Origin of the sequence: Acerihabitans sp. TG2 (assembly GCF_035013185.1) — a bacterium.
GTDB lineage: Bacteria > Pseudomonadota > Gammaproteobacteria > Enterobacterales > Enterobacteriaceae > Acerihabitans.
The window spans coordinates 101555-113558 of record NZ_JAYGJO010000003.1; the positions used below are offsets into that span (position 1 = coordinate 101555).

The following is a 12004-nucleotide window of genomic DNA, read 5'->3' on the forward strand; positions in this document are numbered from 1 at the left end:
CTTAATGGTGCCCTAAGGGTTCAACATGGATCAGCACCGCAGAATAAGGTAAGCGTTGTTCAATATCACGCTCTATCAGGTCGCAGATACCATGAGATCGCGCTACCGTCATCTCGCTGGGCAAGGTAAGGTGAAAATCAATATGGCGACGGCGGCCGGCGCGACGGGTGCGCAGGTCGTGACAATCATCAATCCCGGGGCAGTGTTTCTGAACCACCTCGGTGATAATAGCCAGCTCTTCAACATCCAAACTGTGATCCACCAGGGGCTGGAATGCGTTAATCAGCATTTCTATCGCTTCTTTGATAATAAACAGCGCCACGCCGATGGCGACGACCGGGTCTAAAAAGTAAAGGTTATAACCCAAACGGCTGGCGACCCAAATGCCAAACAGACCGATCGCCACGCCCAGTGAGGTGAGCACATCGGCTTTTAAGTGCAACGCATCGGCGGCTAAGGCAATGGAGTGCTCCTCTTTGGCCACCTTATAAAGGTAGCGGGAGACAAACCAATTCACCGATGCTGAGGCCAGCATCACTAAAAAGCCCAACCCCAGACTTTCAATCTCAGCCGGTTCAATGAGATGCTTGACGGCGGAAAACATAATCCAGCCCGAGGCGATAAGAATCAGTACCGCTTCAATGACCCCAGAAATGTTTTCTATTTTATCATGGCCATAAGGATGGGAACTGTCAGGGGGAATGTCTGACTTACGGACAGAAAATAACGCAATACACGAAGCAATCAAGTCCATGCCGGAATGGATGGCCTCCGAGATAATACTCACTGAACCGCTAAGGAACCCCACCACCAATTTCATGGCTAACAAACACAGGTTCGAGCTCACTGAAACCAGAGCTGCAAAAGATTTTTTAGTCACTTGATAACGCCTTGGGTTAGAACCACCGTGTTCATTATCGCGAACAGATAATAACAACATGGCAATGCCATTGATGGCATATCATAGACGATCATTATAGCACTGATAACATTATTTGGTATTAAATCATTAAGTTAGAACTGATTATCATTTAATTCACGGTATGAGTTTTATTTAGTCAGTATGGCGGTTTTCGCACTAACCGGGTGTTTTTGTCGGCACTGATGGCTGAACGCTTCGTGCGATCCACTGAAGACAATAACGGGCGCATGGGGCATAATTCTAGGATGAAACGACCTGCCTATTCTGTGCTCATCCTCCTGCTTTGCGTGCCTTTTTACGGCGCGGCGGCAGATATTTCCTTAGGGCTTGGCGGATTTTTAACCCGCTCACCCTATGATGCTAAACGTAATGACTACTCGGTATGGCCGGTATTCAATTACGATAATGATAGCTGGTATATCCAAGGTGACGAGGTCGGTGGGTATGTGCTGAACGACGATACCCATGAGTTAAAGGTAAAAGCCTACTATTTTGACCAAGAGTACCAGCCCAAGGAGGGACACGGTCGAGCGATGCGCCATTTGGATAAACGGCACACCACCGTGATGTCGGGGATGAGTTATCAGTACACTACCGCTTTTGGGGCCATTCACACTCAGCTGGCGACAGATATTCGCAACCGCAGCCAGGGCGTGGTGGCTAACCTTGCGTACCTTAATATGGTGCAGTGGGCTAAGCTGAGCCTGATTCCGGAAGTGGGTCTTGATTGGGCCAATGGCCAGCAGACTCGCTATTATTATGGCATTTCGTCCGCCGAGTCGGCGCGCAGTGGATTAGCGCGCTATCGGCCCTCGGCCAATGTGACGCCTTACCTCTCGCTAATGACGGTATATAACGTCACTGCGCATTGGAACACTTATGCCAGCGCACGGGTTAATTTTCTGGCCGCCACGGTGCGCAACAGTCCCATAGTCAATCAAGACCGAACTGAAGCATTTTCAGTTGGAGTTAATTACAATTTTTAATAATTTAACATGCATTAAATGCAATAATCAGGAGTAGGATGTTGTTAAATAAAGGGATTATTTTATTTCTGGTTATTATTAAGGTGCTTAATTAATTGTTGTTTAATTAATTCGTTTATAAATTATTTATAGTGTCTCTGATATAATTCACGAAATATTCTGAAAATGTTTTTCAGTCTCTCCATCACGGGGCGAAGTCGTGTTTATTATCTCGTCTCCCCGTCAGAGCTTATCGCAACGTATATGACAATAAATGCCATTCATTCAACCGCTGCATTGCCGTCATGGACTATTTTGTGTGATTTTGACGGTACCATCAGCTTTAAGGATGTCACAGACACGTTGCTGGATGCCTTTGGTATGTCGGGTTGGCAACACCTGGAACAGCAATGGGAAGCGGGTGACATCGGTTCGCGGGAGTGCATGGCCGGGCAAATTGCGCTGCTGGACGCATCACGCCGGGAACTCAACGAGTGCCTTTCTTCGCTTACCATCGATCCGGGGTTTGCGGAATTCGCGGCTTATGCCCATAAACGTAAGGTGCCATTGCATATCGTCAGTGACGGACTGGATTACGCCATTAATTTTATCCTGCAAGCCAACGGCCTCAGCGGTATTCCGGTCATTGCCAATAGTTTACGCCAGGTGAGTGAGCGGCGCTGGGCACTGGATTTTCCTTATCATAATCCCCAGTGTCTCAAAGGCAGCGGCGTATGTAAGTGCGGGGTGGCCAAAGCGGTGGCGGTCAATAAAATTTTGATGATTGGCGACGGGCGTTCTGACTTTTGCGTGTCACAAGTGGCGGATCATGTTTTTGCTAAAAAGAGTCTGGTAGACGAGTGCCGGCGGATGGGCGTTCCTTTCTCCGCCTTCAGGGATTTTTCAACGTTACCCGCGTTATTGGATGGTTTATTAGAACAGCGGGAAAGGGTGTATTTGGCACCGGTGGAACAGTTAATCATCCGGGGGATGTGTGATCAACCATCATGATTTTATGCTGGAAGGTGGGCGAGTCGGTATTCTGCTGATCCATGGATTAACCGGTACGCCCACCGAGATGCGTGGTGTCGGTCGTGAATTTAACCGAGCCGGTTATACCGTCTATGGCATGCAGTTGGCCGGCCACTGTGGTGATGATGACGATTTGATCGCCACGACCTGGAAAGACTGGTATCAAAGCGTCATTGATGCGGCGGAAAAATTACGTCGGCAGGTGGATTATCTGTTTGTCGGCGGTCTGTCGATGGGGGCGGTGCTGGCGTTGAAATACGCCAGCGATCACCCGAACCAGGTGCAAGGCGTGTTGGTTTATGGTGCCACCTTTCGTATGGACGGCTGGACCGTGCCAACGCTGTCACGGTTGATCGCGCCCTGGTTTTTGACGCTGGTGGATATTTTACATATTGGTCGCCACCGGGTATTTAATGAAGCGCCGCCGTACGGTATTCGCAACGAACAGCTGCGTCGTAAGATTGCGCAAAGCATGCTGGGCGGCGATAGCGGGGCGGCGGGTCTGCCGGGCAACCCATGGCCTTCCCTGAGTCAGTTGGTCTATCTGACGCGTAATGTGCGTCATGCGTTGCCTAAGGTGGTGGCGCCTTGCCTGATTTTGCACGCGGAAAATGATGATATCGCCCATCATCGCAACGGCGAACTGGTGCGCGATAATGTCAGCGGTCCGGTTGAGATGGTGTTGTTGAAAAACAGTTATCATATGATTACGATTGATAATGACCGACGTGAGTTGGTTTCCCGCTCGATTCATTTTATCCGCCAGCATGTTCCACCGGCCCAGCCCTTCGCTCAGGCGGTTGTTGAACAAACGACGCCGGCCCAGCCCTTCGCTCAGGCGGTTGTTGAGCCAACGACGCCGGTTGCCGCGATGTTAACCGAGCTCAATACACCGATCCACCACGCGTGATTATTGGAAATCTGTTACCAGCATGAGTCAACTCACGGTTATCTTGTGGATACTGAACGTGGTCGTGGACACGCTGGGACAACTGGCGTTTAAAGCGGCGGCGTTATCCGGCACGCCCTATTCAGGCCTGGCCCATTGGCGCCATATGCTGACCCATAAATGGCTTTGGGTCGGTATCTTTAGTTATGTCTTCGAGTTTGTCCTCTGGTTGGCGTTTTTATCGCTGGTGCCGCTGTCGGTTGGGGTAATGCTCGGCTCAATCAACATTGTGGCGATTATGATTGTCGGTCGATTGTGGTTTAACGAAAAACTGACCAAATGGCGCCTGATCGGCATTTTGCTCATTGCCTGTGGCGTGCTCGTGGTGGGTATCGAATAATGAAACGCTTCTACTTCGTGGGTTTTCTGATATTAATGATGTTTGATACCCTGGCGCAGGTCAGCTTCAAATATGCCTCCCTGCATGCCGAACCGTTAATGCTGAATGTTGACTGGTTGCTGCGCGTTTTTGGCCATCCGTGGATTTATGGCGCATTTATCGGTTATATCGGCGCGTTTTTTACCTGGATGACGTTATTGAAATATGCCCCGGTGGGGCCGGCGTTTGCCGCCTCGCATCTGGAGATTATCAGCGTCACCATGGTGTCGGTCTGGTTGTTCAATGACCAGCTTAACCTGGCCAAGATTGTGGGGGGATTGTTGATATTATCCGGCATATTGTTCTTGGCTAAAGCCGAGACTCCCGACGCATGATGAGGTTGACACCGCCGGTGGAGATTCCGCCAACCGCCGGGTTGCCGATCGAATGGCGCGACCTTATGGCGTTCTCCGGCGACCTGGCGCAACAGCTGTCGGATTGGCTGTTGATACCGCGTCCGCTGTTGACCTGCTCCGGTACGGCGGCGTTGGTTATCGCACTGCGGGTATTGCAACGACGATATCCCGACCGTACCACGTTGATTGTTCCCGCCTATACCTGTCCACTGGTGGCGCTAGCCGCGTTTTATTGTCCACCGCTGACCGTCGTCCCCTGTGATTTGGCTGCCGGCGGCATCAATATGGATAACCGCCAGTTGGCTTTATTATGCGACCAGCACACCTTGGCCGTCGTGGTAACTCATCTGGCGGGGCGGGTGGCTGACGTGGATAGCGCGTTGCACATCGCCGGCGCAGTCGGCGCTGCGGTTATCGAGGATGCGGCCCAGGGCATGGGGGCGCAGGATGGTGGCAATAGCGTAGGGTTAAAAGGTGATGTCGGTTTTTTCAGTATGGCGATGGGTAAAGGACTGACCTGTGCCGAAGGAGGGGTGCTGTTTAGCCGGGATCCGGCGCTGCAACAGGCCTTGACACAAACCTGCCAGCAGACGTTGCCCTTTAGTCTCGGCTGGGAGCTGCGGCGTATCGCCGAGTTATGGGGATACTGGGCATTTTACCGGCCCGGCGGTCTGTATTGGGTGTATGGCCGGCCACTGCGTGCGGCGCTGGCCAAAGGGGACCCGGTGGCGGCGGTGGGTGATGATTTTACCGTGCGCAGTATCCCGCTGCATCGGCTGGGACACTATCGCCGGCGGGTAGCGGCCAGTGCACTGCGGCGTTTGCCGGGGTTTTTGCTGCGGGGCAAACAGCGCGCGCTAGACCGGGTGGCGTTGTTAAGCCAATTACCGGGTGTGAGTGTCATAAACGATAATCCCGGTGGTCAGGGAATATGGCCGTTTATCCTGGTGCTAATGCCTGACGCGGCGGCGCGCGATGCGGTGATGGCGAGTCTATGGACCGCCGGATTGGGCGTAACCAGACTGTTTATCCATGCCCTGGGCGATTATCCGGCCGTGTTGCCGCTGCTGGCGCCGTTATCCCCCACGCCGTGCGCTGATGATTTCGCGGCGCGTAGCTTATCCATCACCAACAGCCCTTGGTTAACCGACCGGTTATTCTCTGAGGTTATGCTGCGCCTGCGTGCCGCACTGACTTAACTCTCTGGTGCGGGAAACCGTTGACCTATTACCAGCAGGCATTGATGCGTGCCGCCAGTCGCTGGTTCAACTCATTTTGCCGCGCTTGCCAGCACGCCGCCTGCGCCGGTGACGGGACTTGCTGACCGTCCGCCGCACTGAGCCAGCGCTTAAATCGGCTCTGGTAGCGGTAGGCTGAGACATCGCCGGTGATGTCAGCACCCATCAATCGGCCTTGGCAGGCATCGATTAACGCGTGTAGATGATGTTCCTGCAATTGTCCTTGATCCCAGTTGGTGTTGATGACCGATGGGCTCAATACATCTTTATCCAGCGACAGATAAACTGCGCGTGAACGTGTCTGATCCAAATGCGCTAAAAACCGCGTTGTTAATGCATCCGCACTGCTAAAGGTGTAACTGCGGTCGCCGGCCCCGATCCATTTCAACCAGTGGGTATCGACGTTGATATTCCAATACGTCAGCTTATTGCGTAGCAGCGGTGCCCAATGATTTTCCCACGCGTGTCCCAAGGCAATATCCGGCGAGCAAATGCCTAACACATGAATATGTTGCACTTGCGGTAACCGGCTGGCCCAGTAAATCCATGAACCGCAGTGGATGCCGAAAGGATAACGCATATTATCGGGATGGTTATCGCACACCACCAGATCAAACGCCGGCAGGTACGCCAACCGTTGTAACAGTAGCTGGGTAACGTGATGATAATCGCCGCTGCCGGTAAAAACGCAGCCATAATCCACCGGAAGCTGTGCGGCCAGCGTCTGCCCCAGCAGTTTGAATGGGGTCCAGCGGCAGCCAAACCGGATACTTTCCTGCCAGGTTTGCAGTGGTATCACCCGCACCCCATCATGAGGTTCGAGCTTCACGGAGCCATCAAAATCCAAAATCACCGGTGGGCGAGGGCAGGTCATGGTAAACGATCCTGATGCCACTGGGCATCGCTTTCAAAATGGTGACGAAAGTGCATTAAGCAACGGCGTAATAGCGGATTACGCACCCAGACTAAATGGGTGGTCAACGTGAACTGGGCACCGAGATCGGCTTTGACTTGCGGATCGGTCCAGCCCGCCACATAAAAACGCAGTCCATTTTCCAATGCGTACTCAAGATTAACGAACCAGCTCACCGTATACAGGTTAAAGTGCAACGCCTGTGGATAATCTAACCCAATATATTTATCAATCAGTTTATCATCGTGTTGGTAGCAAATGTTATAACCGATCAATTCGTTGTCATGCCAGTAACAGAATACCCGGCCGCCGCTGTCGGCATCTAACAGTAATTCTGCAAAAAATGCCTCGCTAAGCAGATCAAAATGAATCTCGCTTTGGTCATACACGTGCTTATAAAGCAGATACAGGTGTAACCGCCAGTCTTTATCATGGAAACGGGCATCGCCGGTTTTTAGCACCTCTAATCGCAGTTGTTGCCGGCTGCGCAGTTTTCGGCGAATATTGCGTCTGCGGCTATGAGATAATCGGGCTAAATATTCATCTATATGGTTAAAATTAATGGGCACATAAGCTAATGCTTGCCCTGCAACACGAATAAATCCGCGTTTCAACCCGGCTTCCGTCAGTGCCTGGGAGTAGTGGTTATCCTTGGCCGTCAGCAACGGGGAGTGGTGCGGCAAATCTTTTATGATGGTGAGCTTTTTGGCGCCGGCACAGTTTTTTTGAATCCATTCTACCGTATCTGCAGGTGTAATTCCGACGGGAAAAGGAGAGTACTCATTGACGGTGGTACCAATAAAATAGGTATCGATCTTTAACCATTGACGCCATAAACCATAGCCGGGCCAGCGAAGCAGCTTGTTACGCAGTTCGTCATCTGCTGTGGTTAATAAATCAAATTGCGTGGAAAAATAGGGTAATCCTTGAGCGGATAGGTGCACGCTAAAACCGGTTGGTGGCTGGCGGTAAAAGGTGTTGATCAGTGCCAGTGGTTCCAATGCATTAGCATAACAAAGCTCGGTACGGCGGTGGTCGGTCATGGGTCGCGTTCCGAAATCGGCGCAGGAGAAAAAGCGCACCTGAGGTGCGCTCAGAATGCTGACAAACTTGCTCATGAGTTGGCAGCGGGTGTGATGGGTAAGGAGAGTAAAGCGTAGCGCGCCAGGGATGGCGCGCACGAGCCTACATGGATGTATTCACGGCGTCTTTACGATCTTACCCATCATGCCTGCTAGCACGTTTTTATCATCAAACTCAGCGCACCTGAGGTGCGCTTTGAATGAAGGTAAAATTACATCTCGCGTTTGGCGCGATACAGTAATTGGTCGAGCAATTCCATCGCTTGATCAATTTCGCTGCGGCTGATTTCCAGCGAAGGCGCAAAGGTGATGACGTTTTTATAATAACCGCCTACATCCAGCACCAGGCCGGTTTTCTGGCCTTTATATTCCAGTGTGCCGGACAGGCCGATGTCGACCATTTTATCCAATAGTTCTTTATTGGGGGTAAAACCGTCGGCTTGGCACAGTTCAGCGTGCAGCGCCAGACCCAGGCCATCAACATCACCAATTTCCGGATGGTTAAGCTGCAAAGCCTTAAGCCCTTCAAGGAAATACGCGCCGCTGTTCATGACCTGCGTTTCGTAGTCTTTTTCGGCCAGCATATGCATCACTTCCAGCCCAACAGCCGTGCCCAATGGATTAGAAGCGAAAGTGGAATGGGTTGAACCTACCGGGAAGGTGACCGGATTGATCATCTCTTCACGTGCCCAAATCCCCGCCAGTGGGTTAAGTCCATTGGTCAGTGCTTTACCGAAGACCAATACGTCCGGGGTAATGCCGAAATGTTCAATTGACCACAGTTTACCGGTGCGATAAAAGCCCATTTGGATTTCATCGACGACCAACAGAATGCCGTGGTCGTCGAGCACTTTTTTGAGGCCTTTATAAAAATTACGCGGTGGGATGATATACCCGCCGGTCCCCTGAATCGGCTCGATATAAAACGCAGCAAATTCGGCCTGTTGGACTTTAGGGTCCCAAACACCGTGATATTCGTTTTCGAACAGACGGGCAAACTCGGCAACCAGTTTTTCAGCGTATTCTTCCGGTGACAAACCCTTAGGACGACGGAAAGGGTAAGGGAAAGGAATGAACTGAGCCCGTTCGCCGAAGTGACCAAAACGGCGACGATAGCGATAGCTGGAGGTAATGGCTGACGCCCCAATGGTACGTCCGTGGTAGCCGCCTTCAAAGGCGAACATCCGGCTTTTGCCATTGCAGAAGTTGCGCACCAGCTTGAGGGAATCATCAATCGACTGTGAACCGCCGACGTTATAATGCACACGACCCGGCAAGCCGAATTTCTTTTCCATATCCTGAGCGATCACTTTGCTCAGTTCGATTTTGGTTGGGTGCAGATATTGACTGGCGATTTGCGGCAGTACGTCAATTTGTCTTTTTAATGCATTGTCCAAACGGGGATTGGCGTAGCCAAAATTGACCGCTGAATACCACATTTGTAGATCCAGATAAGGAATGCCTTCACCATCAAAAACATAGCTTCCTTTGCACCGCTCAAAAATTTTAGGCGGATTAACGTAATGCACGGTATCGCCGAATGAGCAGTACTTGGCCTCATCCGCTAACATCTGTTCTTCAGAAGGCGTCATAAAGTTACATCTCCAACCAAACGTAATGAAATCATATTGATGACAGTGCTAATTATGTGCTAGGTGCATCATTATAGAGCGCAAAATGAAGAGTTTTCGTTATTCTCTCGTTGCGTTGCATGTCCGTTTATGTTGGTTGACTTTATCGCGCCAACTAATACGCAGAGGAAAAGAAATAATAAATAAAAAACATTATATAACAATAAGATACAATGATAAGAGTGTGTTATTTTTTGTAAAAATAGCGCTGCGTAGAATTGTGAAAATATATTTCAACCCCATGCATGATGGCGTCGCCAGCATCGAATAATAAAACCTTGTTCCCGACGCTTCGAGACCCGATGATGGCGTAATGTTAGGCTGTGCCTTTACGCTGCGGTTATGCGGTTATGCGGTTATGCGGTTATGCGGTTATGCGGTTATACGGTTATACGGTTATACGGTTATGTCGTTTTATCGATAAGCTCGCACTTGGGGATTGATGAACCTCATTCCTGAGCTTCACCGTCGGGTCAGCGCAAGCACGGTTAAACTCGGTCTGGAACCCGATGTGTCGTTACGTCACCGTTTTGTTGCCACATGAATTATTTAGGGTATATATTTTTTGTTGTTTTTAGGCTTATAAAGAATAACAATATTATTGTTGATAACGGGAAAATAATAAGGATTTATAGCAATTAATGCCTTTTTTTATTATTTTTTCTAACCGACGCGTGAAACTTTTGTAAATAATTCGGCAATACATAAATAATCATTTTATGAAGACGAACTCTGCTGGATATTTTTGTGTTATGCCTCTACACCGTTATTGATAATTCCGCGTCACCGGTCATAACGCGAAAAATAGAGTTATTGTTTGGCCATTTTTTTCGTTGTCACTCAACATCATCGTTAGAATATGACATCGTTGCCTGTATAATTCAAACTATAGACCAATTGCTGATTTTTCAGCATAACAGTTTCAGTGCCGTTAAATTTATGGATGGTGCCAAAAAATCTGTTTTGGTAGTCCAGCCTATCATTATGAAATTCACTTGGCCCCCTGATGGCCTCTACCACAGTGGCGCGCGCCAGGTTCTGCCTGACAAACGAAAAAATTTTTCTTATGTCGTCGGCCGGCAAGTCGAGGTCGGTCATCCCCCCTTCATAGGCCATGATCCATACCGGCTCATTATTTATCAGTACAACAATGGTTCCATTGACTTGACGATATCCGACGAAATAATTGCGATAAATGTAATCATCTCTACTGTATTCAATGAGTTTCATATCACCATTGGCGGTGTCTCTGATAATAAGGTTATCAGGAAAACGGTAGAGGAATTGATTTGCTTCCACTAAAAATGGGATCATTATAATCTACCTACGTCCTTGGAATAAGATATGTCATAGACTAGCAATGAGGAATATGCAATTTTTTAATATAGAATATTCCTAAATTTATAAAACCGACCAGGCCAATATTTGGTTATATTAACACTGTGTGTATTATTTAATCAAGCCTTGCCGTCAACCGAATCGCAGTGGTTTAGTCGTAGGTAATGGTGAATGTGGCGGTACTGTCAGCCTGTCCGGCGGTGACGACACTGTTGATTTGATAATAACGCGCCTGTAGCGCCAGGTTATAAGGTCCGTCCGTTGGTGTGGTCCCAATGGTTATTGGCGTGCCGATCGTGACCGGGTTGCCAGCATAAAGCACCTGCACCCCCACGCCGGTGGCGGCAGGTGGCGAAGCAGAGGCCGTGAGCGCTAACACAGTGGGCAAACCTCCCGCCGTTGTCCCAGCCAGTTGCAGCTTGATATTGGTACTGGCATCACAATCGAGTGCAATAGCAAAGTCGTGGGTCCCCGCGGTGCTGCCGATACCGGTGAACGCGCTGCGCGCAACCTCTCCCATGGGCACGGTAATGGCGGGGGTGGTGACCGAGCAGGCTTTTTCAATCACGGTTATGGAACCGCTATAAATATTAACCCCGGGGGACGACCATGATTCGCTATTGATTTGACTGACAAAAGAGCCAATCAGCGTTGACGAGATTGTTCCCGGCGTAACCGGGCCGATTTTAAAAAAGTCTACTTGTATACCCCCTTGTAGGGGCTGCGGCGTAATGAGCCCACTCGTTGAGTTGCAAAGGCGAACGCTATTTGTCACCCCCCCGACCACTGGGCCAGGACCTATATAAGCAGATGCCAAGCAATCTGCGGAGGCATTGCTTAAGCCTAATAGGGTGTAGCCAATACCGGAAGTGCCGAGTTTATATAGCGTTCTGCCAGAGTAACTCGTCTCGTTTAAATTGGATATATTCCCATTTATGCCAAATTGATGCTGAGAAACCGAGGTGCCATCCGCTGAACACGTATATCTGCCCCCCACCGAAATGCTTAATGCATCGCCGGTGGGGCCATTTGGCCTATCTCGCTGCAGCGTCAGGGTAATGGCGGGGAGCGTCAGTGTTGAACCGGTAGCGGAACAGGTCGCCGCCATGGCCGATATGTTATAGAAAAGCACCAGGCAGGCAATCGTTCGCATGGCGAGAACTCTTATGGTGAGGCGTGGTGGTCTCATCGGTGCGCTC

Annotated in this window: 12 protein-coding genes; 6 read left to right on the forward strand and 6 right to left on the reverse strand. The window is 50.1% G+C overall.

From position 1 onward, the window contains the following. Position 1: 1 nt before the first annotated feature. The gene (locus tag SJI19_RS03700) at positions 2–880 is read right to left on the reverse strand and encodes a cation diffusion facilitator family transporter (RefSeq protein ID WP_323476924.1); all 879 of its coding nucleotides are present in this window, start codon (positions 878–880) and stop codon (positions 2–4) included. Positions 881–1167: 287 nt separating this feature from the next. Here SJI19_RS03700 and SJI19_RS03705 point away from each other — a divergent pair, with 287 nt between their 5' ends. The 6 genes from SJI19_RS03705 (at position 1168) to SJI19_RS03730 (ending at position 5802) form a co-directional block, all read left to right on the forward strand. Next, positions 1168–1908 carry a MipA/OmpV family protein gene (locus tag SJI19_RS03705; protein ID WP_323476925.1) on the forward strand — a complete coding sequence of 247 codons (741 nt, stop codon included), beginning with the start codon at positions 1168–1170 and terminating at the stop codon, positions 1906–1908. A 243-nt stretch (positions 1909–2151) separates the two neighbouring features. After that, positions 2152–2898 carry an MtnX-like HAD-IB family phosphatase gene (locus tag SJI19_RS03710; protein WP_323476926.1) on the forward strand — a complete coding sequence of 249 codons (747 nt, stop codon included), beginning with the start codon at positions 2152–2154 and terminating at the stop codon, positions 2896–2898. Continuing rightward, positions 2882–3829, forward strand: a complete 948-nt coding sequence (locus SJI19_RS03715) for an alpha/beta hydrolase (protein ID WP_323476927.1) — start codon at positions 2882–2884, stop codon at positions 3827–3829. Before SJI19_RS03710 ends, SJI19_RS03715 begins: the two co-directional genes overlap by 17 nt. Positions 3830–3851: 22 nt before the next feature. Further along, positions 3852–4208 (forward strand): EamA family transporter, encoded by a 357-nt coding sequence (locus SJI19_RS03720; RefSeq protein ID WP_323476928.1) that lies wholly within the window; start codon positions 3852–3854, stop codon positions 4206–4208. Then, positions 4208–4582 (forward strand): DMT family transporter, encoded by a 375-nt coding sequence (locus SJI19_RS03725; protein ID WP_323476929.1) that lies wholly within the window; start codon positions 4208–4210, stop codon positions 4580–4582. The genes SJI19_RS03720 and SJI19_RS03725 overlap by 1 nt, the downstream gene beginning before the upstream one ends. Further along, positions 4579–5802 carry a DegT/DnrJ/EryC1/StrS family aminotransferase gene (locus SJI19_RS03730; protein ID WP_323476930.1) on the forward strand — a complete coding sequence of 408 codons (1224 nt, stop codon included), beginning with the start codon at positions 4579–4581 and terminating at the stop codon, positions 5800–5802. Before SJI19_RS03725 ends, SJI19_RS03730 begins: the two co-directional genes overlap by 4 nt. A gap of 28 nt (positions 5803–5830) precedes the next feature. On the opposite strand, the gene SJI19_RS03735 is transcribed toward SJI19_RS03730, so the two are convergent. The 5 genes from SJI19_RS03735 to SJI19_RS03755 all read right to left on the reverse strand — a co-directional run bounded on the left by SJI19_RS03735 (position 5831) and on the right by SJI19_RS03755 (position 11994). After that, entirely contained in the window at positions 5831–6715 is an 885-nt protein-coding gene (locus tag SJI19_RS03735) for a hypothetical protein (protein WP_323476931.1), read from the reverse strand. Further along, entirely contained in the window at positions 6712–7935 is a 1224-nt protein-coding gene (locus SJI19_RS03740; RefSeq protein ID WP_323476932.1) for a GNAT family N-acetyltransferase, read from the reverse strand. Before SJI19_RS03740 ends, SJI19_RS03735 begins: the two co-directional genes overlap by 4 nt. A 113-nt stretch (positions 7936–8048) precedes the next feature. Then, entirely contained in the window at positions 8049–9428 is a 1380-nt protein-coding gene (locus tag SJI19_RS03745; RefSeq protein ID WP_323476933.1) for an aspartate aminotransferase family protein, read from the reverse strand. An 891-nt stretch (positions 9429–10319) separates the two neighbouring features. Next, positions 10320–10781, reverse strand: a complete 462-nt coding sequence (locus tag SJI19_RS03750) for a DUF5680 domain-containing protein (protein ID WP_323476934.1) — start codon at positions 10779–10781, stop codon at positions 10320–10322. Positions 10782–10956: 175 nt separating this feature from the next. Beyond that, entirely contained in the window at positions 10957–11994 is a 1038-nt protein-coding gene (locus tag SJI19_RS03755; protein ID WP_323476935.1) for a fimbrial protein, read from the reverse strand. Positions 11995–12004 lie beyond the last annotated feature (10 nt).

What these genes read in the sequence shown, in the direction of transcription:
- SJI19_RS03705 (WP_323476925.1), top strand. Translation starts at nt 1,168, where the DNA reads ATGAAACGACCTGCCTATTCTGTGCTCATCCTCCTGCTTTGCGTGCCT.
- SJI19_RS03710 (WP_323476926.1), top strand. Translation starts at nt 2,152, where the DNA reads ATGACAATAAATGCCATTCATTCAACCGCTGCATTGCCGTCATGGACT.
- SJI19_RS03720 (WP_323476928.1), top strand. Translation starts at nt 3,852, where the DNA reads ATGAGTCAACTCACGGTTATCTTGTGGATACTGAACGTGGTCGTGGAC.
- SJI19_RS03725 (WP_323476929.1), top strand. Translation starts at nt 4,208, where the DNA reads ATGAAACGCTTCTACTTCGTGGGTTTTCTGATATTAATGATGTTTGAT.
- SJI19_RS03730 (WP_323476930.1), top strand. Translation starts at nt 4,579, where the DNA reads ATGATGAGGTTGACACCGCCGGTGGAGATTCCGCCAACCGCCGGGTTG.
- SJI19_RS03735 (WP_323476931.1), bottom strand. Translation starts at nt 6,715, where the DNA reads ATGACCTGCCCTCGCCCACCGGTGATTTTGGATTTTGATGGCTCCGTG.
- SJI19_RS03745 (WP_323476933.1), bottom strand. Translation starts at nt 9,428, where the DNA reads ATGACGCCTTCTGAAGAACAGATGTTAGCGGATGAGGCCAAGTACTGC.
- SJI19_RS03750 (WP_323476934.1), bottom strand. Translation starts at nt 10,781, where the DNA reads ATGATCCCATTTTTAGTGGAAGCAAATCAATTCCTCTACCGTTTTCCT.
- SJI19_RS03755 (WP_323476935.1), bottom strand. Translation starts at nt 11,994, where the DNA reads ATGAGACCACCACGCCTCACCATAAGAGTTCTCGCCATGCGAACGATT.